Consider the following 24,101-nt stretch of genomic DNA (forward strand, 5'->3'; position numbering starts at 1 on the left):
CTCCTTTTCCTCGCACACGGTGAAAAATTACGGTGGAATCCGTTCACCGGCCCCAGCGCAGCGCGGGTGTCTGCACCGGCGCGTCCCAGAGCCGCACCATCTCCTCGTCCGCCTGGCAGAGCGTCACCGAGCAGCCCGCCATATCGAGCGACGTCACATAGTTGCCCACCAGCGTACGAGCGACCGCCACCCCGCGTTCCGACAGCACCCGCTGTACCTCGGCGTTGAATCCGTACAGCTCCAGCAGCGGCGTCGCGCCCATCCCGTTGACCAGCACCAGGACCGGGCCGCTGGGCCGCAGATCCTCCAGCACCGCGTGGACCGCGACGTCGGCGATCTCTCCCGACGTCATCATCGGGCGTCGCTCCCGGCCGGGCTCGCCATGGATGCCGATGCCCAACTCCAGTTCGCCCGGCGGCAGATCGAACGTCGGCGTGCCCTTCGCCGGGGTGGTGACCGAGCTGAGCGCCACGCCGAAACTCCGTGAGGACTCGTTCACCCGCCGGGCCAGGGACTCCACCTGCTCCAGCGGTGCGCCCTCGTCGGCGAGCGCGCCGGCGAGCTTCTCGACGAACAGCGTCGCCCCGGTGCCACGCCGGCCAGCGGTGAAGGTGCTGTCGGCCACCGCCACGTCGTCGTCGACCAGGACCCGGGCGACCTGGACACCCTCGTCCTCGGCGAGCTCGGCGGCCATGTCGAAGTTCAGCACGTCCCCCGTGTAGTTCTTCACGACGAACAGCACGCCCGCACCGCTGTCGACCGCTGCGGCGGCCCGCACCATCTGATCGGGCACCGGCGAGGTGAAGACCTCTCCGGGACACGCGGCGGACAGCATCCCCGGCCCGACGAAGCCGGCGTGCAGCGGCTCGTGCCCCGACCCGCCGCCCGAGACGAGCCCCACCTTCCCGGCCACCGGTGCGTCACGCCGGACGACGACACGGTTCTCGGCGTCCACGACGAGCTCCGGGTGGGCGGCGGCCATTCCGCGGAGTCCGTCCGCGACGACGGTCTCCGGCACGTTGATGAGCATGCGCAACGGTTCCTCCTGGGCAGAGCCACGGCGGGCCGATCTCCGGCCGGCCGTGGGCGTGAATGGCGGTTGTCGGTCGCAGCTGCGTACGCCACCCAGTATCGAAGACACCCGGGTGATCGGGAAGCGACGCGTCGGAGCGACCTGCCCCGAGCCGTCGGATGCCGTCCGCGCGGCGTCTTACGGTCCCGTGACGTGGGCGTGCCGGACCGCGCCTCCCGTCCCGGGGCCGCCTAGCGTGGCGGCCATGCGCGTACTGGTCACCGGCGGAGCCGGGTTCATCGGGTCATACATCGTCCGCACGCTCGTCTCCGGCGGGCACGAGCCGGTGGTGCTCGACGCGCTGCTGCCCTCCGCGCACGGACCGGCCGCGTCCGCCCCCGCGGCCGGTCAGCTGCCGCCGGGCGTCCGGACGGTCGTCGCGGACGTACGGGACGGGGAAGCGGTGGCCGGCGCACTGTCCGGGGTCGACGCCGTGTGCCACCAGGCGGCGATGGTCGGCCTCGGCAAGGACTTCGCGGACGCGCCGGAGTACGTCGGGTGCAACGACCTCGGCACCGCGGTCCTCCTCGCCCGGATGGCCGAGGCCGGGGTCCGCGACCTGGTGCTCGCCGGCTCCATGGTGGTCTACGGCGAGGGGCGTTACGACTGTCCGCGGCACGGCGGTGTGAAGCCCGGCCCCCGGGCCGTGGCCGACCTCGACGCGGGACGGTTCGAGCCGCGCTGTCCCGCCTGCGGCGCCGAGCTGGTGCCCGGCCTGGTCACCGAGGAGGCGGCCGGTGACCCGCGCAACGTCTACGCGGCTACGAAGCTCGCCCAGGAACACCTCGCGGCTGCCTGGGCACGCGCGACGGGCGGCCGGGCCTTCGCCCTGCGCTACCACAACGTGTACGGCCCGGGGATGCCGAGGGACACCCCGTACGCCGGTGTCGCGTCCTTCTTCCGTTCGGCCCTGGCCAGGGGCGAGGCCCCCCAGGTGTTCGAGGACGGCTGCCAGCGGCGGGACTTCGTGCACGTACGGGACGTGGCGGCGGCCAACGCGGTGGCGCTCGGCGCGCTGGGGGAGCGGGAGCCGGGCACCTTCGACGCCTACAACACGGGCAGCGGTACACCGCACACCATCGGCGAGATGGCCCGGGCCCTGTCCGCGGCGCACGGCGGTCCGGCACCCGTGGTCACCGGTGAGTACCGGCTCGGGGACGTCCGCCATGTGACCGCGGACTCGCGGCGCCTGCGGGAGGAGCTCGGCTGGAAGCCGGAGACGGAGTTCGCCGCGGGGATGCGGGAGTTCGCCACGGCGCCGCTGCGGGGCGCCGTGGAACCAGGCGCGACCGGCCTCAGCCCGGCGCCTGGGGAAGGGTGACCTCGAAGCAGCAGCCACCCGCCACATTGCGTACGTCCGTGCGGCCGGAGTGCGCCTCGACGATCCCGCGGACGATGGCGAGCCCGAGCCCCGCCCCCGCCGGCGGCGTACGGGCCGGGCTGCCCCGCCAGCCCGTATCGAACACCCGTGCGAGATCCTCCTCCGGGATCCCGCCGCACCCGTCGGTCACCGAGAGCACAAGACCGTCGGGTGAGCGCTGAGCTGCCACCGCGACCGTTCCGTCGGCGGGCGTGCGCCGGATCGCGTTGATCAGGAGGTTGCCCATGACCCGGCCCATCTCCTTGCTGTCGACCTCCACGGGCACCGCGTCGACCCGGTCGCCGACGAGGCGGACCCCGTGCTCACGGGCGAGCGGATCTGCCCCCGCGAGCGCGTCGCCGACCAGGTCGTGGGCGGACACCCGGGTGGGCGTCAGCGTGAGCGACCCGGCGTGGATCCGGGAGAGTTCGAAGAGGTCACCGACCATGTCGTTCATGCGCTCCACCTCCCTGCGTATCTGCCGCAGATAGCGGCCCGAGTCCGCCGCCATGCCGTCCTCCAGGGCCTCGGACATGGCGCGCAGCCCGGTCAGCGGGGTCCGCAGATCGTGCGAGATCCAGGCGACGAGCTCCCGGCGCGATCTCTCCAGGGCACGCTCCCGCTCCCGGGAGCCCGCGAGCTTCGCGCTGGTGGCCGCCAGCTCACGGGTGAGCGCGGCGAGTTCCGCGGTGGTGGCCTGCCCCTGAGGTGCGGCGAACGTGCCCCCTTCGCCGAAGGAACGGGCCGCCAGCGTCAGGTCCCGGCTCCTGGCGGCCACCCAGCGTCCCAGCAGCATGGCGGTCGCAAGGGACACCGCGGCGGCCATGGCGACGACGGTCGTCACCACCGTCAGATCGTGCGGGGAGAGGAACATCGCCCAGGCCACGGTCAGGGTCCCGGCCAGCATCGCCGCCACCGCGACCGCGGCCACGACGGTCAGGGAGACCACCAGGGGACGGTGCCGCAGCAGCCGCAGGGCCAGCGCCCCCAGCAGTCCGGCCGCCGCGGCGCCGAGAAAGGCGAGGAGCGCGATGAGCAGGATGTCGGTCATGGGCTCAGCACCCTGAGGTGTCGTCGCCCGGCAGGTCCATGCGGTACCCCACACCCCACACCGTGCGGATCAGACCGGGGCGGGCGGGGTCGGCCTCGACCTTGCCGCGCAGCCGCCGCACATGGACCGTCACCGTCGACAGATCGCCGAAGTCCCACCCCCAGACCTCCCGCATCAGCTCCTCACGGGTGAACGCCTGTCCCGGGTGGCTCAGGAAGAACGCGAGCAGGTCGAACTCGCGGAGGGTGAGAGCGAGGTCCCTGCCGTCGCGGCTGGCACGGCGGCCGAGCGGCTCCAGACTGATCCCCGCCCCGCCGAGCGTGGCGGGGGATCCCGGGCCGGTGCGCCGGTCCCTGCGCAGGACCGCGTCCACCCGCAGCACCAGCTCGCGAGGGCTGAACGGCTTGGTCACGTAGTCGTCCGCGCCGGTCTCCAGTCCGAGGATCCGGTCGTCCTCGTCCCCTCGCGCGGTGAGCATGATGACGGGGACGGGTCCTCGCGCACGCATCCTGCGGCACACCTCGAAGCCGTCCATGCCGGGCAGCATCAGGTCGAGCACCACCAGATCGGGCCGCAGCGCCGCGAAGCTCTCCAGCGCCACGGGGCCGTCGCCAGCCAGTTCGACGTCGTAGCCCGCGCGTTCCAGGTAACCGCCGGCGACCTCCGCGACGGTCGGATCGTCGTCGACGACGAGCACACGTCCGTGCGACGCGCCGTCCGCGCGTCCGTTCGGTGACGCGGCGCGCCGTTCCGGAGGGGAGGAGATGTTCTGCATGCCGCCACTGTGGCATCACCGGCCCTCCGGACGGACGGTCTCCGGCCGCCACACGGTCGACGTCCACGTTTCGTAAGAACCCGAAGCCCGGAATGCCGGTTTTCGCTCCGTAGGGTGATCGCTGTGACCGACTCCTCACCGGCTGATCTCGCCGGCTCCCTCCGCGCCGACATCGTTCTGCCCTGTCTCGACGAGGCCGAGGCCCTGCCCCGGGTGCTGGCCCGTGTCCCCGAAGGATGGCGCGCCGTCGTCGTCGACAACGGCTCCACCGACGGATCGGCGGACATCGCCCGCTCGCTCGGCGCCACCGTCGTCCACGAACCGCGCCGCGGCTTCGGCTCCGCCTGCCACGCGGGGCTGCTCGCGGCGGAGGCGGAGTACGTCTGCTTCTGCGACTGCGACGGCTCGCTCGATCCGGCTCTGCTCCCCGGCTTCGTCCGGCGGATCGCCGAGGGGGAGAGCGATCTGCTCCTCGGCCGGCGCCGTCCCACCACCAGCGGCGCCTGGCCCCTGCACGCCAGGCTGGGCAACACCGCCCTGTCCGGGATGCTCCGGCGCCGTACCGGCCTCCGGCTGCACGACCTGGGGCCGATGCGGGCCGTACGCAGGGAGGCGCTGCTGGCGCTCGGCCTGACGGACCGTCGCAGCGGCTACCCGCTGCAGATGGTGGTGCGCGCGTCGGACGCAGGACTGCGCGTCACCGAGACGGACGTGCCGTATCTGCCGAGAACCGGCAAGTCCAAGGTCACCGGCACCTGGCTGGGAACGTGGCACGCCGTGCGGGACATGCGTGCGGTGCTGCGGCAGCCGCCGCGGCAGCAGGCCGGGACGGGCGTCACGCAGGGGGTGTCCCGATGAGCGCACCGATGCGACCCGCCGGATCCACGACCCTGCTGGTCATCGCCAAGGAGCCGGTTCCCGGACGGGTCAAGACCCGGCTCACGCCGCCGTTCAGCCCCGACGAGGCGGCGGCGCTCGCCGAGGCCGCGCTCGAGGACACCCTGCGGACCGTGCTCACCCTGCCCGCCCTGCGCCGGGTCCTGGTGCTCGAAGGGCGCCCGGGCCCCTGGATGCCGCAGGGCTTCGACGTGCTGCCGCAGATCCCGGGCACCCTCGACGAACGGATCGCAGCGGCGTTCGGCAGCTGTACGGGGCCGGCTCTCCTCATCGGGATGGACACCCCCCAGATCTCCCCGGACCTGCTGGCTCCCGCACTCTCCCCGGGCGCCTGGGACGGCTGCGACGCCTGGTTCGGACCGGCCGACGACGGCGGCTTCTGGGCCCTGGGCCTGGCAGCCCCCGACCCCCGCCTCGTGCGAGGCGTCCCGATGTCCCTGCCCGGCACGGGAAGGCTCCAGCGCGCCCGTCTGACGGACCTCGGCCTCACCGTCCGGGACCTGCCGCCGCTGCGCGACGTGGACACGGCAGGCGACGCCGCGTACGTCGCCGCCGCCGCACCGCACGGACGGTTCGCACGGACCTTCACACGACTGAGCCGGGCGGGGGTCCGATGAGTACGGTGCTGCCACCGGCCGGCCCCGGCACGGCCCCGTGGGCGACGGCGGACCCCTACGCGCGAGCGCTGGACCAGGGCCGCGGCCCGCTCTTCCTGCGCCGGAAGGACGGATGGCTGCTGCCCCTCGACGTCGAACGCTGGTGCGCGGACGCCGACGCCGCCGACCTGTCGGCGCTGCGCCGCAGTGAGGGTACGGTCATCGACATCGGCTGCGGGCCCGGACGCCTCGTCGCCGCACTGGCCGCGCGCGGACACCGGGCCCTGGGCATCGACGTGAGCGAGGCCGCCATCGGACGCACCCAGCGGATCGGCGGATCGGCGCTCCGTCGCAGCGTGTTCGAGCCGCTGCCCGGCGAAGGCCGCTGGGGAACCGCCCTGCTCATCGACGGCAACATCGGCATCGGTGGTGACCCGGAGGCCCTGCTCCGCCGGGTCGCAGCCGTGCTGGCACCGGGAGGACTCCTCATCACGGAGGCCGCGCCCCATGACGTGGACGAGCAGGTCCAGGTGCGCCTCGACGACGGCCGCGAACAGGCCCGCGCCGCCCCGCACTTCCCCTGGGCCCGCGTCGGCGCCTCCGCCCTGCTCGGCTACGCGCGCTCGGGGGACTGGAAGCCCGTCGATCAGTGGGAGGCCGACGGCCGCCCGTTCCTCGCCCTGCGCCGCTCCAGGAGGGTGCGTACGACGAGCCGGAGCGCCGACACCGCGAACAGCGCGGCCGTGATCAGCAGCCAGTTCCCCAGGAATCTGTCGGGGGACAGCCCGCTCGCCGGCTCGTAGCGCTCCGTGTGACGTGTGATCAGGGGAAACCACATCAACAGGAGGAGCCCGGACAGGAGCAGCGGCACGCGTACGTGGTTCACCAGCCGGGGCCGCCGCGCGAAGGGGACCCGCAGTGCCCGGTCGGCCGCCGAGTACAGCGGCACCAGCAGCAGGTCGTGCACCAGTGCGGCGCCCACGAACCACACGAGGATCATGAGGGTGTCCCCGTCGAGCAGCCGCACCCCCGCGTATCCCGCGAGGGCGAACGAGGACACCATCAGCAGCAGGTGCAGCGGTCCCTCCCCGTACCAGCGGCGCAACACCCGCAGACGGCGCGGAACGCTCATCACAGCTCCCCGAAGGTCAGGCGGCTCACCCATTTGGTGTTCATCACTCCGGGAGCGGCCGGCACGATCACGCGCGCCGGATAGCCGTGATCCGGCGACAGCGCCTCACCGTTGACGCCGAGCGCGAGCAGCGAGAGCGGATCGCGCACCTGGTTGTCCCTGAGCGCCACCGACCGGAAGGGCCCGCTGCGCTGGAGGGACTCCACCAGCACCCCCGGTGGCCCGTCCGGGAAGCCGGCCAGCGCGGCGAGGTCGCGCAGACGGACCCCGCGCCACCACTGGTCGGCCGTCGACCAGCCCTCCACACAGGCGATCGGCAGCGCCGCGCTGTGCTGCGTCATGGCCAGCAGCTCCGCCCGCGACAGCCGGACCTCCCCGGCAGGTCCGACCAGGGTGAGCTGCCAGGATTCGCCCGTCTCGGCCGGGGGAATCCCCACCTTCGCCGCGGTCTTGTTGATCTGGAAACCGTTGGCGCCCTGCCCCGGTTCGGCGCCGCCGCGCGGAGTCAGCAGAGCGGTCCGCCGCAGGGCGCCGTCGAAGCTCCGGCCGGCGGAGGTGACCAGCAGGAGCAGCGACCCCGCTCCCACGACTGCCAGCGCACCGCGCCGGGAGACGGTCGGTGGGGCGGGGCGCGGCGAGGCCAGTTCGTCGGGCTCCGCCGCCGGGGCGTTCTCCGCCACGGGGAGTCCCCGACGCAGGACCCTGAGCGCCCGGGGGAGTTTCAGGCAGGTGTGGGCGAGGAACGCGGCGAAGAAGACCCACGCTCCGTAGAAGTGCAGCGGGTAGAAGGACCCGGGGAACAGGTACTCCAACTGGATGTTGAGCAGGCCCGTGACGAACTCGAACAGCGCCCCGCCCACCAGGAGCAGCAGCGAGAGACGCTCCAGGGCGTGTCCGGCCGACCGCGCCGGCGGCAGCGCGAAGAGCTTCGGCACCACCGACCACAGCTTGGCCAGCAGGACCGGCACGAGGACGATGCCGAGCGTGACATGGATCCCCTGGGTCAGCCGGTACAGCCAGTGCGGGCCCGTGGGCCAGTCGAACAGGTAGAAGCCGAGCCAACCCCTGCCCGGCGTCTTGTCGTTCACCGCGGCGAGGTCCGGGTTGTAGGCCGCGTACGACAGCAGACCGGTCACGAACAGCACAGTGATACCGGCGAGGAGCACCAGACCCAGAACGGCCGTGAACCGGACCCCGCGCACCGGACTGCGCCAGAAGGCGGGCTCGGTGGGAAGAGGGAGGTCCGGGGAGCGGAGGCGTGCACCGGCGTCCTGACGTCTGTCGCGCATGTGCCGACGTTATGCCGGGAACACCGCTCCCGGAGGCGTACGACTCCTGACGAAAGTCTGACGCCGGCCCCTGCCCCGGCAGGTGACGGGCGCGGAGGTCTGACGGTTCCGTGACGTGGCGGCGTCGTACCGCCCATGGAGCCCCGCCGGTGCGTAGCGTGCCCGCGTGACGACCGAGGAACGCAGCGACCCGACCCGTACCGCCGAGCCCGCCGGCCCGGCCCGGCCCGCCCCGACCGAGCCCGCCGGCCGCCGCGGGGACCTCGCAGCCGCGGTGGCGGGGGCGCTGCTGGTCGCCGTGGCCATAGCGGTCGGATGGGTGATCCAGGAGGGCGACGGCAGCCTGCAGGTCCACTGGCCGCCTCTCCTGGCCTCCTGGGACCCGCACGTCGGTCCCGGCACTCCGGCCGCCGTCGCGGTGGCCGTGGCGGTCGTCGCGTACGGTCCACGGCTCGCGGCCCTGCTGCCCTGGCGGCGGCTGCTGCTCACCTGCTGGGCCGGCTCGGTGGCCTGGATCGTCTCGCTCGCCCTCATCGAGGGCTGGTACCGGGGGATCGAACGCCGGCTGACCACCAAGCACGAGTACCTGCGTGTGATCGACCGCTTCGACGACATCGGCGCCGCCCTGCGCGGTTTCACCGACCACATCGTGATCGGCCCGCCGGGCAACTGGCCCGCCCATGTCGCCGGGCACCCGCCGGGCGCCACGCTCACCTTCGTCGGCCTGGACCGTGTCGGGCTCGGGGGCGGTGGCTGGGCGGGCATGTGGTGCATCGTGGCCGGCGGCTCGGCCGCCGTGGCCGTGATGGTCGCGCTGCGCGCGCTGACGGGTGAACATCTCGCCCGGCGTGCGGCTCCGTTCCTCGTGCTCGCCCCCTTCGCCGTCTGGACCGGCACATCGGCGGACGGCTACTTCGCCGGCGTCGCCGCGTGGTCGGTGGCGCTGCTGGCCCTCGCCGCGACCCGCACGGCCCGGCACCCGGCAGCCGCCGCACTGGGCTCCGGACTGCTGTTCGGACTGACCTGCTACCTCAGTTACGGTCTGACGCTCATCGCGGCCCTGCCGGCAGCGGTCCTCCTGCTGACCCGTACGACGCGCCCGCTCGTCCCCCTGGCACTCGGCGCACTCGTCGTACCCGTGGCCTTCACCCTTGCGGGCTTCAACTGGTGGGAGGGCTACCACCTGCTGGTCGAGCGCTACTACCAGGGCGCGGGCGGGACCCGCCCCTACTCCTACTGGGTCTGGGGGAACCTCGCCTGCGCCACGCTGGCCGTGGGCCTCGCCACCGTCGCGGGGCTGCGCCGTGCCGCCGTGTCCGCCCCCGCCGCCCTGCGCGGACTGCGTTCCGGCACGGCGACGGACGCTCAGCGGCTGGCCGTGCTCACCCTGACCGCACTTCTGGTCCTCGCCGCCGCCGACCTGTCCGGGATGAGCAAAGCCGAGACGGAACGCATCTGGCAGCCCTTCGTCGTCTGGCTGATGCCGGCGGCCGCACTGCTCCCGGACCTGGGCCGGCGTCGCTGGCTGACCGCCCAGGCGCTCGTCGCCCTGCTGGTCAATCATCTGCTGTGGACCGGGTGGTGAGCGGCGGCTCAGCGGCGTACGCAGAGTTCGCGGTCGCCGAGCCACTGGCCGAACCACTGACTCAGCGGGACGGTGAAGCACCATCCCGAATCGTTCGGTTCCCGTGCGGGCGTCGGTGGCGTGGACTTGTCGGGCTTCGGCGCCGTGGGTGTCGCGCCGGGCTCGGAGGCGGGCGCCGACGGCTCGGCCGCGTCCGGCAGCCCCCTCAGCTTCTGACGGAACACCCGGGAGGACTCGGGGTTCTCGGTGCACTGCCACACTCCGTGCGGACAGTAGTCCGTGATCGTCTGGTACACCGGCTTCTGCTTCTCGATCCACTCCAGCATGCGGCGCATGTACTCGGGATTGTCCCCGTTACGGAACAGCCCCCACTCCGGGAACGAGACCGGCTTGCCGTGCTCGGCCGCGAAGTCGGCCTGCTTCCGCAGACCGTACGGTTCGCTCACCTGCTCGTCGAAGGACGGTGCGGGAGGCTGGTCGTAGGAGTCCATGCCGATGATGTCCACGACGTCGTCGCCCGGATAGCACTCCGTCCAGGGCACGGCGTCCCGCCCCCTGCTGGGTGCGAAGTCGAAGCGGAACTTCTGGCCGGACACGGAGCGCATCGTGGTGACGACGCGCTTCCAGTACGCCTTCCACGCGTCGGGATCGGGGCCGCACCGGTGTGTGTACGTCGTCCCGTTCATCTCCCAGCCGAGGACGATCACCGTGTCCGGGACACCCAGCCGCACCAGGCGCTCGGCCAGCCGGCGGAAGTGCTCGTCGAACTGGCCCTCGGCGCCCTGCCGAAGCAGGCCGCGCACCTCGTCGTCGGAGACGTGTTCCTCGTTGCGCTCCAGCATCGGTGTGTTGAGCACGAACATCCGGTCGGCGGCCGCCTTCCGCCAGGCCGCCCATGAGGCGAGGAAGTCGGGGCTGCCCTCGATGTTCTCCCAGAGGTCACCCGGCAGATAGCTGTGCCCGACCCGCAGCTCCGTGCCGCCGAGCCAGCGCGACAGCTCCCCCATGCGCTGTACGCCCTTCGGCCCGTAGTCCAGATAGGCGCCGATGGCCGTCGTCGTGTCCGGCTGCCGGGCCTGCTGAGCCGTGTCCTTGCCGGACTGGGTGTCCGACGTGTCGCGGTCGGCGAAGAGCGCACCGCCGACGAGGAGGCAGAGCGCGGTCGCCCCGATGCCGAAATTGGTGAGGCGGCGCTGTACGGGCACGGCTCCTCCTTGGATTGCGGCCTGTCTCGGACCCTCGACCCTATGGTGAAGAATTCAACAATGGGCTGTGGGGCCGCCCGTGATAGCCCATTCGCGATTTCGGCGGGTTCACAGCGGGCCATTCGGGTGACTCGTGTGACCCACCCCGAAGGTGAAAGGAAGCGAGCCGACGCGGTTGTCGAAATTCGAATCGACCAGACCTGGTTCACCCGACATACGGAGGCTTTCAGGACGGCTGAGCATTTCGCGGAAGAGCGCCTTCATCTCCAGCTTCGCCAGATGGGCCCCCAGACAGTGGTGGGGACCTCCACCGCCGTATCCGAGGTGCGGATTGGGCGACCGGGTGATGTCGAAGGCATCCGGGTCGTCGAAGACGGACGCGTCACGGTTCGCGGACGCGTAGAGGAGCACGACCTTCTCCCCGGGCGGAAAGGTGTGGCCGCCGAGGGAGCACTCGGCCGACACCGTCCGGCGGAACTGGATGATCGGGGTCGAGTGACGGACGATCTCCTCGACCGCGCCGTCCGCGTAGCGGTCGAAGTCGGACTCCAGCAGGGCCCGCTGCTCCGGATGCGCCGTCAGCAGGATCAGCCCGTGCGCGATCGCGTTCCTGGTGGTCTCCACACCGGCCACCAGCAGCAGTGAGAAGAACGCCCCGAGCCGGCGTGAGGACAGGGCCTGCCCGTCGACGTCCGCGCGGACGAGCGCCGAGATCATGTCCTCCGCCGGGACACGGCGCCGCTCACGGGCGATGCCCGCCATCTCCAGCTGCATCCTGGCCAGCGAGCGCAGGCCGCGACCGGGGACCCGGAGCCGGGCGCGGCCACGCCTCTGCACCCCGACGTACCGTGAGGCGTGGTCGATGCGCGCGGCGATACGGGCGCGATGGCGCCCGGGGATGCCCATGAGGTCGCAGATGACCTCGAACGGCATGCGTGAGGGCGCCGAGCGCATGAAGTCCCCCGGTCCCTCGGCGAGCGCCTCGTCCACGAGCCGCCGGGCGACGGCGCCGATGTTCTCCTCGGCGGCGGTGAGCAGCCTCGGTGTGAAGGCGCGGGAGATGGTCCTGCGCAGCCCCGCGTGCTCGGCGCCGTCCATGTTGACCATGGAGTTGCCGAACACCGCCTTCGCCCAGGGCGCGGGCTCAGGAGTGGTGACTCCGGGGGCGCTCGCGAACAACTGCGGCTGCCTGCTGGCCGCCCGTACGTCCGCATGCTTCACCAACGCGTGGAACGGCGTACGTGAGCCCGTCCGCGGGGTGAAGCGGACCGGCGCGTCCAGCTCCCGCAGCCGGGCGAACGCGGCCAGCCGCTCGGACCGTGGGAGCCGCCAGAACGCGGGATCGGCCAGATCGGCGCCGGCCGTTCCCCGCATTCCGGGCACGGGCACCTGCGTCGGTGCGTTCATGAGCAACCTCCGGGAGTTCGGACCGCCATGCTGACCCGCCGGGCGGCGCCCCCTCGGCCGACACGACCGGACAGAGCCGCCGAATTCCCGCTCCCGCGTGATGTCCTGCGGATGAGAGAGAGGTACAGACACCATGAATCCGACCGACGCCACACGCGGGGAGCCGGCCGGCACCGCGCGGCCGGCCCGCCGCGCTGTGCTGCGCACCGCCTTCACCGCGACCGTGATCGCCGGCACCGGCGGCGCGCTCGCCCCTGTCCTGATGAGAACCCCGGAGCCCGGAAGCCCGGCCCCGGAGCATGACGCCCCCGGGCCCGAGCGGTTCTCCGAGCAGTACAAGGGCCGCGAGATCAAGGGCACGGCCACGGCGACGGTGCCGGCCGGCGCACAGTCCTACGCCGGCCACGCCGGAGCCGCCGCCGCGGAGCACGGCACCGACGTCACCATCGACGGGAGGACGCTGCACGTGATGAGGCGCGCCGACGGGAGCTACCTCAGCACCGTCAACCACTACGAGTCGTTCCCCACACTCCGCGAGACGGCCCGCGCCGCGGTCGACGAACTCGGCACCAGCCAGCTGTCGGCCGTCTCCCCGCACACCATCTGAGCCCTTAAGGACGAGCACGCGTGTACAGCCGCAAGAATCAGCGCGACCTCACGCGCACCGAGAAGAAACGCCTGGTCGACGCGATCCTGGAGCTCAAACGATCGGGCCGCTACGACGACTTCGTGGACCTGCACCGGCAGTACTACGTCACCGACGCCGAGACCGGCCCGCGGCCCGCCCATATGACCCCGTCCTTCTTCCCCTGGCACCGCAGATACCTCCTGGAGTTCGAGCAGGCCCTGCGAGCGGTCGACTCCCGCGTATCGATCCCGTACTGGGACTGGACGCGGGACAACACGACGGGCGCGTCCCTGTGGGCGGAGGACTTCCTGGGCGGCAACGGCAGATCGGGCGACCGGCAGGTCATGACCGGGCCGTTCGCCTACCGTCAGGGCAACTGGCGGCTGCGTGCGGGAGTCACCGACGACCCCTTCCTGCGGCGCAACCTCGGCAGGCCGTCCGCACCACTGAGACTGCCCTCGGCGGCGGATGTGGACCGCGCGCTGAAGGACCCCGTGTACGACACCGCGCCCTGGAACAGCACCAGCACCACCGGATTCAGGAACAGGGTCGAGGGCTGGGCCCTGCGCAACCGCGCCACCGCCAACCACAACACGGTGCACAACTGGATCGGCGGGTCGATGGCGGGCGCGGCCTCGCCGGACGACCCGGCCTTCTGGCTGCACCACGCCTTCATCGACCTGCTGTGGGACCGCTGGCAGAAGGCGCATCCGCGCTCCCGCTACCTGCCGGCCCGCGCGCTGCCGGCCGACGACCCGCAGCGGGGCCGTGTCTATCCGCTCGACCAGCCGATGCCGCCCTGGGACGTGGCGCCCTCACAGCTCATGGGCCACAGCGGGGTCTACCGCTACGTCTGAGCGGCGCGGGCCCCGCCGTCGACGGGCCGGGCCCGCCGGGAACGGGCCGGGCCTCCCCTCTCCGCGCGGAACGCGGCAAGGGGAGGCCCGGACGGCGCCTCGGGGGGAGGTCAGTTGTCGTAGCTGCCGTAGTCACCCTCGTCGTCGTGGCTGTCCGACGTGTTCGCGCAGGTGTTGCCGAACGCGGGGTTCAGCAGGGCGATCACGTTGACCGTGTTGCCGCACACGTTGACCGGGATGTGGACGGGCACCTGGAGGGCGTTGCCCGAAAGGACACCGGGCGACTGGGCCGCGACGGCCTCCGCACCGGAGTCGGCGGCAGCCATGCCGGCGCCGCCGGCGATCAGGGCACCGGTACCTGCCATGACGGCGGCCACCTTCGAGATACGCGACATCAGTTCTCCTTGAGAGGGTCGAATCCGGCCACCGAACGTGCGGCCGGTATGCCCTGACAACGCGAAAGTCGACAGACGGTAACGGATCGGCTCAAAACTCATCATCACGGCTCAACTCCGGCCGATGAGTGCGGCCCCGGCCGCCGGAAGCCCGCCGAGCCGCCCACGCCAGTCCCGCGCGGCGGGGAAACGGGACTTCACCGTCCGCGCCGCCCGGTCCCGGGCGGTCAGCTGTGTCTCGCGCATCCGCAGCAGCGGCTCCAGCGACGAACGGGCCAGCAGCAGACGGCGGTTGACGACCGGCACCGGACTCCAGTGGTTCTTGTGCGACTCCGAGCCGCGCAGCAGACTCAGCACCCCGAGGTCCAGCCCCTCGGCCTCCCGGGTCATCTCGCGCAGCAGCATCGTCGAGACATCCGTCTTCGTCTCCCTGAGCAGGGGAGCGGCCCCGTAGAGGTATCCCCCCGACAACCGTGCCGTGCGGTACGACAGATCGACGGCCACCACCTCCCCGTCGAGCAGGAACTGCCGGACGGAGGCCTCGCCGTCACGCACCATCCGGCGGGTGGAGCGCACCAGATGCGCGCAGAACCGGGGCCGCAGATGCTCCGGGTTGATGCCCCTGCCGAGCCACTGGAGCTCGTGCAGCCGCAGCAGGGTGCCGATCGCGCTCGCCACCCCGTGCACCGGCGCGGTGCGGCACTCGATGCCCAGCGCGTCGATCCTGCGCAGCTTGGCCCGGGCCCGCTGGCCACGCGAGCTGCTCATCCGCCCGATCAGGGCGTCGATCGGCTCGGCGGGCAGCTCCATGCAGGTCGAGTCCGTACGACTGCTCCTGGCGCCTGGCCACGCGTCGAAGAGCAGGTGCGCCGATGCGTCCGGCCTGACCTCCCGCAGGTCCACGACCGTGTGCGCGGCCGCCCGGTGCAGCCCGCGCTCCAGCGACATGACCGCGGCCCGGGTGTCCTCGCCGTCCACCAGGATGTCGAAGAAGTCGGAGATCGCGCCGCCCATCGGCACCAGGAGGGGCATCGGGCGGTGCACGAGCATCAGCGGCGCCGCGCCGATCAGCCGCCCGCCCCGGCGTGCCAGCAGGACCCGGAGCCGGCCGGGGACCCCGTAGGAGAGCCACCAGGAGTGGAGCCAGGCGTGGCTCTGGAACGGCGTGGCGGTGGGGCACCGGCGGTGCAGCGCGTCCCACTCCCCGGCCAGGTCCCTGAAGTCCGGCAGGTCCCGGCAGAGGGTCACGGTGAGCGGCTCATGACGGTCGTGGTTCATCGGACGAGCTCCCGTTCGCCGGTGATGCCACCGTGGGCGGGGCCCGGCACCTGGGCCGTGACGTCCCGGCGCCCCGGGCGCGGGCGGACGAGCAGGACCAGTCCGCCGACCAGCCCGCCGGCGCAGGCGCCGACGGCCGTGCCGAGCGGTGCGGAGGGGGACACGGGGTCGGAAGGCGGCACGGCGTGCGAGAACTTGACCAGCGTCACGCCGGTGTCCTTCGCCACGTGCCCGCTGCTGACGACCACCGCCTCGGTCACCGCGTTGGCGATGTCCGCCGCGCGGCCCCGGTCGGCCGACGTACCGGTGACCGCGATCATGGGTGAGTCGGGGGAGGTCTCGGACCGTACATGCGTGCGCAGTTCGCGCACGGGCTCCCCGGCGGCGCCCCTGGCGTAGGTGAGGGTGGCGTCGCTGGTGACGAGACGGCCGTACGACTGCGCGTAGCCCACGGCCGCGGCCGGGTCGATGCCCTTGGCTGCGGTGACCATGGCGTAGCTGGTGGCCGTGTACTCGGGGGTGGCGAGCATGCCGTACGAGAATCCGCAGGCGGCTCCGAGCAGGACGCCGGCGGGCAGGGGCCACCAACGGGGCCGTACGAACGCGGGGCGGAGCCTGCGCGGCCGGCCGTGGACGGCCGGCTGCTGCTCGGGCGACTCGGTCATAGGGGTGCTCTCTCGGTCGAGGGGACGGGGGCGGTGGCTCTGTTGATGGTTTGTGCGTATACATCCATGAGGCGACGGCTGCTGAGCCTGATGTCGTAGTGGTCCACGGCGCGAGGCGGCGGCAGCCTGCGGGCGCCGCTCTCCATGTGGTGCCGCAGCGCGGCCGTCAGCTCGGCCGTGGCGTCGGCCCCGGCGGATCCGATCCGGGTGGTGCCCGGCACCCGGCCCTGCGGAAGATCGTCGATGGCGGGACAGGCCGCGTGCACCACGGGCAGCCCCGCGGCCAGGGCCTCGACGGCGGCCAGGCCGAAGGACTCCTCGCGGGACGCCGAGACGAAGGTGTCGACGGCACTGAGCAACGCGGGGACGCCGGGAGCGGCGCCCGCAGCGCCGCACTCGCCGAGGAACCTGACCCGGCCGGTCACACCGAGCCGCGCCGCGAGCGCGTGCAGCGCCAGGGCTTCAGGGCCGTCCCCGGCCAGGACGAGCCAGGCGCCGGGGAGGTCGGCGACGGCACGGATCAGCAGGTCGAAGCGCTTGCCGGGCACCAGCCTGCCCACACCCCCCACCACGAAGGCCGTTTCGGGGATGCCCAGCCGGGCACGGGTGGCGTGCCGCCGGGCGCTGTCGAAGCGGAAGGCCGCCGCGTCGATCCCGTTGGGCACGGTGTGGATCCGGGCGGCCGGCACCCCCCAGTCGCGCAGCCTGCCCGCGACGGTGTCGGAGACCGCGACCGTCGCCGCCCCGAGCCGCTCGGTGCGCAGATACAGCTCCCGGGTGCCGCGGGTCAGGGGTCGGCCCTCGATCTCCGCGCGCCCCAGCGAGTGCTCCGTCGACACCACGGTGGTCCCGGCCAGCCGCGCCGCGATCCGTCCGTACACACACGCCCGGTAGAGGTGCGTGTGCACCAGGTCGTACGAACCGCGGCGGATGATGCGGGCCAGCCGGGGCAGGGCGCCGAGGTCGCGGTTGCTCGTCATCCCCAGGTTCCTGACACGGACACCGTCCGCGCGCAGCGCGTCCGCGACGACTCCCGGGTTGGTGAGCGTCACGACGTCGCAGCGCACCGGCAGATGGCGCAGGAGCAGCCGCAGCTGCTGCTCGGCCCCGCCGACGCCGAGGCCGGTGATGACGTGCAGCGCCTTCACCCGGCATCACCCGGCCACACCGCGCCGGCCGTTCGGTACCGCAGTCGGTGGCGTACCTGCTTGGCCCGCAGACGAGCGCCCCGGTCGGCATGGCTGACATGCGTCCGGGAAAGAGCGAGCGGCCCCGACAGCGCACCGGGAGCCAGCGCGCAGGCGTAGGCGTATCCCGCCTGCCGTACGGACTCCAGCACCCGCCGGTCGACCGTGCCGTACGGGTAGCAGAAGCCGGCCGGAAGCTGCCGGACGATGCGGTGCAGGGCCTCCCGGCTGCCGTGCGTCTCCTGGCGGAGTTCGTCGTCACCGAGCGCCGTCAGATCGCGGTGGAACATCCCGTGCGAGCCGACCTCCATGCCCGCGGCGGCCACGGTACGGATGCCCTCCTCGGTGAGCAGCGGTCTTCGCGGACCGAGCGGATCCCAGTCGTTGGAGCCGCCGGGCAGGCCGGGCAGGACGAACACCGTCGCGGTGGCGCCGTGGGCGAGCAGCACGGGGAGCGCCTCGTCCACGAAGTCGGCGTACCCGTCGTCGAAGGTGAGCCCGACCAGCCCCCGCTTCCCCGCGGCCCGCGCCCGCAGCAGCGCCGCGATGTCCACGCCGGACAGTCCCCGCCGCCGCAGCCAGGTCAGCTGCTCGTCCAGACGGTCGGCGGAGACGGTGATGCCGTACGGATCCTGGGTGGGATCGTTCACCGAGTGATAGGTCAGAATCCACGCCTGGGACCGGAGGGGGAGCGTCCGGAGGCGGGGCGGAGAGGTGTCAGCGGCCATCGGGGAACCTCTGTCGGATGAGTGCCAGCAGATGAACTGCTTCGGGGGCCCGGAGCACGAGCCCGGTGAGCAGGAACGCCGTGGGTACGAGAAGACAGCCGGCCGCGAGACCCGGCACCGGCCCCGGCACCAGCCCGATGACCAGCCGGCCGGCGACAGCCGCGACCGCGGCCGCGGCCACCGGCCGGGCGAGCGAGAGGGCGACCGCCCCGGCCCGTACGGCGACCGCCCGCGAGCCGAGCCCCAGGAGCATCAGCAGCGCGGCCGTACTGATGCCGAGGGCATTGGCCGCGGCGATGCCGTCGACGCCGAAGGGACCGGTCAGGAGCGCCCCTGCGGCGGTGGTGACCAGGAGCCCGGCGCCCATCGCCCCCAGCGGGTACCAGGTGGGCCGGCCGGCCGAGAAGAACGGCCGGCACAGGGCGCCGACCAGGGTGTGACCGAGCAGACCGAGCGTGTAGACGCGCATGGCACCGGCCGTGGCGGCGGTGTCCGCCGCGTCGAAGGCGCCGCGCTGGAAGAGCACTTCGACGATCCGGGGCGCGCAGCCCATCACCACGGCCGCGCCCAGCAGCACCACGGTGCCGGCCAGGGCGAGATCACGTTCGACCCGCTTCCTGGCACCCTCCCGGTCCCCGGCCGCCATGGCCCGCGCGACGACGGGGAACGTCACCGTGCAGATCATCATGGACAGCACCATCGGCAGCTGCGCGACCTTCTGCGCGTAGTTGAGATGGGAGATGGCCCCGGCCGGCAGGGACGAGGCGAGGAACCGCTCGACGAAGACCTGCGACTGACGGCTCACCACGAACAGGACGACCGGCGCCAGGACCATCGCCCCCAGCGGCGCGGAACGCGAACCCCGCGCCCGTACCGCCGCCTTCCCACGCCGGACGGGCACCAGCCGCAGATACGTGGGCAGCAGGGTCAGGGTCATCAGCAGGCTGCCGACGGCGACCCCGGCGGCCGCCGCGCGCACCCCCCAGAAGCTGTGCAGCGCCAGCGTCATCGCGATGATGCCGACGTTGTACGCGATGTAGACCCCGGCCGGTGCCAGGAATCTGCCGTGCGCCCGCAATGCCGCGCTGAAGTAGCCCGTGACACCGAAGGTGAGCACCGTGACGGCCGTCAGCCGGGTGCAGTCCACCGCGAGCCCGGGGTCGTCGAGCCCCGGAGCCAGGACGCCGACGACCCAGGGCGCGCCCCCGACCAGCAGGCCTCCCGCGCAGGCCAGCGCGGCGAACAGCCGGGGCAGGGTGTCGGCCACCAGGACACGCACCGGGTCCTGGGCATGCCCCCCGGCCGCCCGCCGGGTCAGCGCCAGACTGAACGCCGGCACGAGCAGCAGCGCCATGCCGTCCTCGATCAGCAGCGTGGACGCCATCTCCGGCACCGTCCAGGCGATCAGGAAGGCGTCACTGGCATGGCTGGCGCCGAAGAGCCGGGCGACGGCCTGGTCCCGGACGAGCCCCAGCAGGGCCGCGACCACGGTGAGTCCAGCCGCGCCGCCCGCAGCCCTGGCCAGGAAGCGTCCCGACCCGGTCCGGGCATCATGCGCGGATGTTCCGGCGACCGGCGCCTTCGGGGCGCGGTCCGTGACGGTCCCGCTCACGCGTCGGCCGCCCTCTCCGGCCCGGCCAGCGCCCACCACGCGGCGAGCCCGAGCACGATCCCGGTCAGGACGGTGGAGGGGCCGCCGATGTCCGCGTACAGGAAGTCGACGGTCTGCCAGGTCATCAGCCCGACGGCGGCGAGACCGCAGTCGACGGCCGCCGCCCCGCGGGCCCGTGCGCGCACCAGCCTGCGCACCCCGCCGACCAGCAGCGCCGCCCAGGAACCCACCAGCGCGGTGAGGCCGATGAGCCCCTGCTCGGCGAGTACCAGCAGATACATGTTGTGAGGGGAGAGCAGCGGCTGCTTACGGAACTCCTGGCCGGCCCCCGCCGTGTCGCTGCCGGCCGAGAGCCCGATCGAGGCGTGCCCGTCCCGGTGCGCGGGAAAGCCCTTGAGGCCGACACCGGTCGCCGGCCGTTCGCGCCACATCCCCGCCGCCGCGGCCCACATGGTGTAGCGGTCGTTGACCGACCGGTCGGGCGCGCTGGTCACCTCCGTGATGCTGGTGACCCGCTGCGAGATCATCTCGGACCCGACGCCGAAGCCGCCCACCAGGACGACTCCTGCCGCGCCCAGCACCGCCAGGACGCGCACGGCCTTGCGGAGCCCGGTCAGGCCGATCACGGCGAGTGCCCCCGCCGCCGTCGCGATCCACGCTCCCCGGCTGAAGGACAGCGCGAGCGGGACGACCAGCAGAGCGGCGGTCACCGGAGCCCACGGAATCGCCCGGCCCGGTGTGCCCGCGGGGGTGCGCAGCGCGTACGCGAGCGCCACCACGAGACCGTAGGCGACGACCGTGGCCATCCCCATCACATCGCTGGGGCCGAAGGTGCCGACGGCGCGGATGTTCTCGCCCATGTAGGAGGCGCCGGTGCCGGTGACGTACTGGTGGACTCCCGTCACGCCCTGGACGACCGCCAGCAGGACGAGCGCTCCCGCGACGAGCCGGAACCCCGTGGCGTCCTCGACCAGGAGCAGGACGGCGGCCGGTACGAGGACGAAGATCTGCAGGTACCGCACGAACCCCGGCAGGGCCGCCACCGGATCCGCGGCGGTGACCGTGGCCAGGGCGAGGCCCACGGCCGGCAGGCCCAGCACGAGGGCAGCGGCCGGTGCGAGGGGACGCCGCCGCAGGTACAACAGGCGGCCCGCGCAGACGAGCACGGCCACACCCGACAGGAGATCGGCCGCCGGCACACCGGCCACGGTCCCGGCCGATGTGTCGTGGGCCGGGACGGCCAGGAGCAGGACCGTCGCGATCAGGGGCAGCAACGGCCAACGGCCGCGCCACCCGTGAGGGGCGGCCTTCTCCCGGGCGTCCGGCACGACGGGTGCCACGGTCACGGTGAGTGTCACGGTTCAGCTGCCTCCGAGCCGGAACACCGAGCCGACCGTGCGCGCCAGCACGCACATGTCCTGCCACAGCGACCAGGTCTCGATGTAACGGTTGTCGAATCGGGCCCGGTCCTCGATCGAGGTGTCGCCGCGCAGCCCGTGCACCTGGGCGAGTCCCGTGATGCCGACGGGCATCCGGTGCCGGGACCGGTAACCGGGGTATGTGCGGCTGAACTGCTGGACGAAGTAGGGGCGTTCGGGGCGTGGTCCGACCAGGCTCATGTCGCCGCGCACGACGTTCCACAACTGCGGCAGCTCATCGAGCGACGTTCTTCGCAGCGTCCTGCCGACACGGCTCATGCGCCGGTCCGCCGAGACGTTCCACCGGGTGGCCGACTCGTGCGCGTCGGCCGGGCGCAGGGTGCGGAACTTCAGCAGGACGAACGGCCGTCCGTACCCGCCGATCCGCTCCTGCCGGAAGATGACACCCGGGCCGTCGCACACCCGCACCGCGAGCGCGCAGGCGGCCATCACCGGGGACGCCACGACCAGGGCGACCGAGGCCAGGACCGCGTCCATGGCCCGCTTCACCCGGTGTGCCACGGGATGGTGCGGTCCGGCGTGCAGCGCGTGGGCCGCGAAACCCCACACATGGTCGGGCCGGTCCGCGGCCGGGTAGGCCGCGGCCGTCCGCTGGTCGGTGATCAGCCACACCCGGCAGCCGTGCCGGGCGAACAGCGCGAAGAGGTCCTGCCCGTCGGACGTGGCCCCGGGCGGGACGGTGAAGACGGCATGCCGCACGGAGTTCTGCACGACGGCCCGGCCGGCGTCCTGAACCGACGTCAGGACGGGCAGCGGTGCCTCGCCCGTCGGCGCGTCCGCGGCCTCGTCGGCATCGGGGCCGGAGCCCCCCACCCGGCCGACCGGCCGCATCCCGTACCGCTTGTGCTCCTGCAGAACGGCGACGACCCGGTCGGCGATGGGCCCTTCGCCGACCACCAGGGTGGACTGCGGATCACGGGCGGCCGACCACTGCAGGGACCGGTGGACGACGGCGCGGCCCCCGCAGCTCAGCAGGATCTGGAGACCGGCCGCGCAGCCGAGCGCCACCCACCCGGCGGCACGGCGCGGGTCGTAGGCGGCCATCGCCTCGGCGAAGACGCACCACTGCAGCACGGCCGGGCCGGCCAGCGAGGGCAGCTCCGCCAGGGCGGACGGCGAGAGCCCGGTCCGGTGGAGGCCCCGGTAGGAGTTCAGGAGCAGCTGGACGGCCATCTGCAGGAGCGCGACGACCGGTGGCCACGGCCCGGGGGCGGCCAGGGCCACGGCAAGGCCGAGCGCGAGTGCGTCGGAGACCATGAGAGCCACCGGCCCCCGGCGGCGCCCGAGGCCTCCGACGGCCCGTGGGGCCGGAGCGTCCTGGCTGCCGTCGCGCGGCGGGCCGACCGTGGGAGCCGCACCCCGTACGGCTGTTGCCTGGGCGGCTCGGGGAACAGGTGCACTCTCCGTCGTCATCGCTCGGTGCGCTTCCTCGTCGTGGGGCGGGGCTGGCCGACAAGTTCCTCGTAGAGGCGCAGGACCGCTCCGGAGGTCTTCGTCACGTCGAAGACCGACCGGGTGCGGTGCTGCGCCGTGCGGCCCAGCTCCGCCCGCAGTGCCGGATCGCCCAGCAGTGTGGTGAGCGCCGCCGCGAGGGCCGCAGGATCCTCGGGGGGCACCAGGCAGTGGGGCAGATGCCCGGGCGGCAGGCTCTCCCTGGCACCGTCGACGTCGGTCAGCAGGACGGGTGTGCCGCAGGCCATCGCCTCGAGGGGGGCCAGCGCCATCCCCTCCCAGCGCGACGGCAGGACCAGCAGGTCGGCCGCGTGGATCCAGGGCCGCACATCCGCGCTCGCCCCCGTGAACAGCACGCCGTCGGGCGCGGTGCGGCGCAACTCGTCCCCGTACGGCCCCTCGCCGACCAGGACCAGCCGGGCACCGGGTGGTGCCGCCGTGCGCCAGGCTCGCAGCAGCACGTCCTGGCCCTTCTGCCGGCTCAGCCGGCCGACGCACACGACGAGCGGCGCATCGGCCGGCACCCCGTCGAGCAGCGGGAGCGAGGCACGGGCCGACGCCGCTGTGTCCTCGCGGGCGGGCCGGAACCGGCCGAGGTCGACGCCGTTGTGGATGACCGACCAGCGTGCCGTGATGCCCGCGCGCTGCCCCGCCAGACGCTCGGACTCGCTGACGCAGAGGATGCGGTCGCTCCACCGTGCCGCGAACCGCTCCCATGCCGTGGCCATTCCCGCGGCCCGGCCCTCCAGGGCGTCGAACGACCAGGCGTGCGGCTGGAACACCGTCGGGACCCGGCCGCGCAGGGCCAGCCGCCCCGCGAGCCCCGCCTTGGCGCTGTGGGCATGGACCAGGTCGGGAGCGCACGCACGGATCAGACGGCCCGCCGTGAGGATCTCCCGGCCCAGCCCGGGGCCGGGAGCGCGCTCCGCCGGCCAGGCGCATACCCGCGCCCCGGCGGTGGAGGCCCCGGCCGCCAGCGGCCCGTCCGGCGGGCAGGCCACGACGGGCCGCAGCCCCGCACGGACCTGCGCCGCGACGAGATCCGTCACGACCCGTGCGACTCCGCCCTCCACCGGCTGGACGAGATGAAGGACGGTCAGTCGGATTTCGTCGGTGCAACTCTTCTGCAGCACGCGCGGCTCTCTTTCACATGCGCCGAAGAGCCGGCTGGGATGAACACCGGCGGTAAGGAATATGGCGGCGGAGATCAAGTGGGTGAAACCGAACTGCACTGTGGCAGAACCTGCGTGGGAAAACACGTATGACTCGCGCTCGTGTCCGGATGTATTACCCGCGGCCAGGCCGCCGACCACCGGCTCTTCGAATTCTGCGGCGTGTCAGGCGGCTATGGCCGTGGTTGTGCGCCGCCGTGCCCCATGATGGCCGTGCCGCGGCGCTAATGTGCCGAAATTACCGTCGAGTTGAGCCCGTCAATTCCGGCTGTCCGGCGTGGCATTCTCCGGACCCGCCGTCTCCCGCCGCCTTTTCCGG

Annotated in this window: 22 protein-coding genes; 7 read left to right on the plus strand and 15 right to left on the minus strand. The window is 72.9% G+C overall.

Going from position 1 to position 24,101, the window contains the following annotated elements:
• Positions 1-43: 43 nt before the first annotated feature.
• Positions 44-1,036 carry a dihydroxyacetone kinase subunit DhaK gene (gene dhaK, locus AB0C75_RS22150; RefSeq protein WP_362893374.1) on the minus strand — a complete coding sequence of 331 codons (993 nt, stop codon included), beginning with the start codon at positions 1,034-1,036 and terminating at the stop codon, positions 44-46.
• Between the two features lie 241 nt (positions 1,037-1,277).
• Between dhaK and AB0C75_RS22155 the strand changes: the two genes are divergently transcribed.
• Positions 1,278-2,393, plus strand: coding sequence for an NAD-dependent epimerase/dehydratase family protein (locus AB0C75_RS22155; protein ID WP_362893376.1), 1,116 nt, complete (start codon positions 1,278-1,280; stop codon positions 2,391-2,393).
• On the opposite strand, the gene AB0C75_RS22160 is transcribed toward AB0C75_RS22155, so the two are convergent.
• A complete protein-coding gene (locus AB0C75_RS22160) occupies positions 2,368-3,483 on the minus strand; it encodes a HAMP domain-containing sensor histidine kinase (protein WP_362893378.1) in 1,116 nt (371 codons plus the stop codon). The two genes, AB0C75_RS22155 and AB0C75_RS22160, sit on opposite strands and share 26 nt — an antisense overlap.
• A 4-nt stretch (positions 3,484-3,487) precedes the next feature.
• The gene (locus AB0C75_RS22165; protein ID WP_362893379.1) at positions 3,488-4,258 is read right to left on the minus strand and encodes a response regulator transcription factor; all 771 of its coding nucleotides are present in this window, start codon (positions 4,256-4,258) and stop codon (positions 3,488-3,490) included.
• A 123-nt stretch (positions 4,259-4,381) separates the two neighbouring features.
• Here AB0C75_RS22165 and AB0C75_RS22170 point away from each other — a divergent pair, with 123 nt between their 5' ends.
• The 3 genes from AB0C75_RS22170 to AB0C75_RS22180 are packed head-to-tail and all read left to right on the plus strand — an operon-like array spanning position 4,382 to position 6,554.
• Positions 4,382-5,116 carry a glycosyltransferase family 2 protein gene (locus tag AB0C75_RS22170; RefSeq protein WP_362893381.1) on the plus strand — a complete coding sequence of 245 codons (735 nt, stop codon included), beginning with the start codon at positions 4,382-4,384 and terminating at the stop codon, positions 5,114-5,116.
• An 8-nt stretch (positions 5,117-5,124) separates the two neighbouring features.
• On the plus strand, positions 5,125-5,772 hold the full coding sequence (locus AB0C75_RS22175) for a DUF2064 domain-containing protein (protein WP_362893441.1): 648 nt from the start codon (positions 5,125-5,127) through the stop codon (positions 5,770-5,772).
• Entirely contained in the window at positions 5,769-6,554 is a 786-nt protein-coding gene (locus tag AB0C75_RS22180; RefSeq protein WP_362893383.1) for a class I SAM-dependent methyltransferase, read from the plus strand. The genes AB0C75_RS22175 and AB0C75_RS22180 overlap by 4 nt, the downstream gene beginning before the upstream one ends.
• A gap of 328 nt (positions 6,555-6,882) precedes the next feature.
• Here the strand turns inward: AB0C75_RS22180 and AB0C75_RS22185 are convergent, their stop codons facing one another.
• On the minus strand, positions 6,883-8,172 hold the full coding sequence (locus AB0C75_RS22185) for a molybdopterin-dependent oxidoreductase (RefSeq protein WP_362893385.1): 1,290 nt from the start codon (positions 8,170-8,172) through the stop codon (positions 6,883-6,885).
• 166 nt (positions 8,173-8,338) lie between these two features.
• Between AB0C75_RS22185 and AB0C75_RS22190 the strand changes: the two genes are divergently transcribed.
• Positions 8,339-9,757, plus strand: coding sequence for a hypothetical protein (locus tag AB0C75_RS22190; protein ID WP_362893387.1), 1,419 nt, complete (start codon positions 8,339-8,341; stop codon positions 9,755-9,757).
• 8 nt (positions 9,758-9,765) lie between these two features.
• Here AB0C75_RS22190 and AB0C75_RS22195 read toward each other — a convergent pair whose 3' ends face one another.
• The gene (locus tag AB0C75_RS22195; RefSeq protein WP_362893389.1) at positions 9,766-10,962 is read right to left on the minus strand and encodes a glycosyl hydrolase; all 1,197 of its coding nucleotides are present in this window, start codon (positions 10,960-10,962) and stop codon (positions 9,766-9,768) included.
• A 108-nt stretch (positions 10,963-11,070) separates the two neighbouring features.
• On the minus strand, positions 11,071-12,369 hold the full coding sequence (locus AB0C75_RS22200; RefSeq protein WP_362893391.1) for a cytochrome P450: 1,299 nt from the start codon (positions 12,367-12,369) through the stop codon (positions 11,071-11,073).
• 133 nt (positions 12,370-12,502) lie between these two features.
• On the opposite strand from AB0C75_RS22200, the gene AB0C75_RS22205 reads away from it, so the two are divergent.
• Both AB0C75_RS22205 and AB0C75_RS22210 read left to right on the plus strand, forming a co-directional pair.
• A complete protein-coding gene (locus AB0C75_RS22205; protein WP_362893393.1) occupies positions 12,503-12,976 on the plus strand; it encodes a tyrosinase family oxidase copper chaperone in 474 nt (157 codons plus the stop codon).
• A 20-nt stretch (positions 12,977-12,996) separates the two neighbouring features.
• Complete coding sequence (locus tag AB0C75_RS22210) at positions 12,997-13,854, plus strand: tyrosinase family protein (RefSeq protein WP_362893395.1); 858 nt, start codon at positions 12,997-12,999, stop codon at positions 13,852-13,854.
• Positions 13,855-13,964: 110 nt separating this feature from the next.
• Here the strand turns inward: AB0C75_RS22210 and AB0C75_RS22215 are convergent, their stop codons facing one another.
• From AB0C75_RS22215 to AB0C75_RS22255, 9 genes are all read right to left on the minus strand, one after another.
• Positions 13,965-14,249 (minus strand): chaplin, encoded by a 285-nt coding sequence (locus AB0C75_RS22215; protein ID WP_362893397.1) that lies wholly within the window; start codon positions 14,247-14,249, stop codon positions 13,965-13,967.
• Positions 14,250-14,360: 111 nt separating this feature from the next.
• On the minus strand, positions 14,361-15,527 hold the full coding sequence (locus AB0C75_RS22220; RefSeq protein ID WP_362893398.1) for a GNAT family N-acetyltransferase: 1,167 nt from the start codon (positions 15,525-15,527) through the stop codon (positions 14,361-14,363).
• Positions 15,524-16,192, minus strand: coding sequence for a lipopolysaccharide biosynthesis protein (locus tag AB0C75_RS22225; RefSeq protein WP_362893400.1), 669 nt, complete (start codon positions 16,190-16,192; stop codon positions 15,524-15,526). The genes AB0C75_RS22220 and AB0C75_RS22225 overlap by 4 nt, the downstream gene beginning before the upstream one ends.
• On the minus strand, positions 16,189-17,340 hold the full coding sequence (locus AB0C75_RS22230) for a glycosyltransferase (protein ID WP_362893402.1): 1,152 nt from the start codon (positions 17,338-17,340) through the stop codon (positions 16,189-16,191). Before AB0C75_RS22230 ends, AB0C75_RS22225 begins: the two co-directional genes overlap by 4 nt.
• Entirely contained in the window at positions 17,337-18,107 is a 771-nt protein-coding gene (locus tag AB0C75_RS22235) for a polysaccharide deacetylase family protein (protein WP_362893404.1), read from the minus strand. Before AB0C75_RS22235 ends, AB0C75_RS22230 begins: the two co-directional genes overlap by 4 nt.
• Positions 18,097-19,632 (minus strand): lipid II flippase MurJ, encoded by a 1,536-nt coding sequence (locus AB0C75_RS22240; RefSeq protein ID WP_362893442.1) that lies wholly within the window; start codon positions 19,630-19,632, stop codon positions 18,097-18,099. Before AB0C75_RS22240 ends, AB0C75_RS22235 begins: the two co-directional genes overlap by 11 nt.
• An 83-nt stretch (positions 19,633-19,715) precedes the next feature.
• Positions 19,716-21,059: an O-antigen ligase family protein gene (locus tag AB0C75_RS22245; protein ID WP_362893443.1), complete on the minus strand. Its 1,344-nt coding sequence runs from the start codon at positions 21,057-21,059 to the stop codon at positions 19,716-19,718.
• A 21-nt stretch (positions 21,060-21,080) separates the two neighbouring features.
• A complete protein-coding gene (locus AB0C75_RS22250) occupies positions 21,081-22,571 on the minus strand; it encodes a sugar transferase (protein WP_362893406.1) in 1,491 nt (496 codons plus the stop codon).
• The gene (locus tag AB0C75_RS22255; protein ID WP_362893408.1) at positions 22,568-23,743 is read right to left on the minus strand and encodes a glycosyltransferase family 4 protein; all 1,176 of its coding nucleotides are present in this window, start codon (positions 23,741-23,743) and stop codon (positions 22,568-22,570) included. The genes AB0C75_RS22250 and AB0C75_RS22255 overlap by 4 nt, the downstream gene beginning before the upstream one ends.
• Positions 23,744-24,101: the final 358 nt, after the last annotated feature.

This window comes from Streptomyces sp. NPDC048565, assembly GCF_040650935.1.
Taxonomy (GTDB): domain Bacteria; phylum Actinomycetota; class Actinomycetes; order Streptomycetales; family Streptomycetaceae; genus Streptomyces.

What these genes read in the sequence shown, in the direction of transcription:
- AB0C75_RS22155 (WP_362893376.1), top strand. Translation starts at nt 1,278, where the DNA reads ATGCGCGTACTGGTCACCGGCGGAGCCGGGTTCATCGGGTCATACATC.
- AB0C75_RS22160 (WP_362893378.1), bottom strand. Translation starts at nt 3,483, where the DNA reads ATGACCGACATCCTGCTCATCGCGCTCCTCGCCTTTCTCGGCGCCGCG.
- AB0C75_RS22165 (WP_362893379.1), bottom strand. Translation starts at nt 4,258, where the DNA reads ATGCAGAACATCTCCTCCCCTCCGGAACGGCGCGCCGCGTCACCGAAC.
- AB0C75_RS22175 (WP_362893441.1), top strand. Translation starts at nt 5,125, where the DNA reads ATGCGACCCGCCGGATCCACGACCCTGCTGGTCATCGCCAAGGAGCCG.
- AB0C75_RS22180 (WP_362893383.1), top strand. Translation starts at nt 5,769, where the DNA reads ATGAGTACGGTGCTGCCACCGGCCGGCCCCGGCACGGCCCCGTGGGCG.
- AB0C75_RS22185 (WP_362893385.1), bottom strand. Translation starts at nt 8,172, where the DNA reads ATGCGCGACAGACGTCAGGACGCCGGTGCACGCCTCCGCTCCCCGGAC.
- AB0C75_RS22200 (WP_362893391.1), bottom strand. Translation starts at nt 12,369, where the DNA reads ATGAACGCACCGACGCAGGTGCCCGTGCCCGGAATGCGGGGAACGGCC.
- AB0C75_RS22205 (WP_362893393.1), top strand. Translation starts at nt 12,503, where the DNA reads ATGAATCCGACCGACGCCACACGCGGGGAGCCGGCCGGCACCGCGCGG.
- AB0C75_RS22215 (WP_362893397.1), bottom strand. Translation starts at nt 14,249, where the DNA reads ATGTCGCGTATCTCGAAGGTGGCCGCCGTCATGGCAGGTACCGGTGCC.
- AB0C75_RS22220 (WP_362893398.1), bottom strand. Translation starts at nt 15,527, where the DNA reads ATGAACCACGACCGTCATGAGCCGCTCACCGTGACCCTCTGCCGGGAC.
- AB0C75_RS22225 (WP_362893400.1), bottom strand. Translation starts at nt 16,192, where the DNA reads ATGACCGAGTCGCCCGAGCAGCAGCCGGCCGTCCACGGCCGGCCGCGC.
- AB0C75_RS22235 (WP_362893404.1), bottom strand. Translation starts at nt 18,107, where the DNA reads ATGGCCGCTGACACCTCTCCGCCCCGCCTCCGGACGCTCCCCCTCCGG.
- AB0C75_RS22250 (WP_362893406.1), bottom strand. Translation starts at nt 22,571, where the DNA reads ATGACGACGGAGAGTGCACCTGTTCCCCGAGCCGCCCAGGCAACAGCC.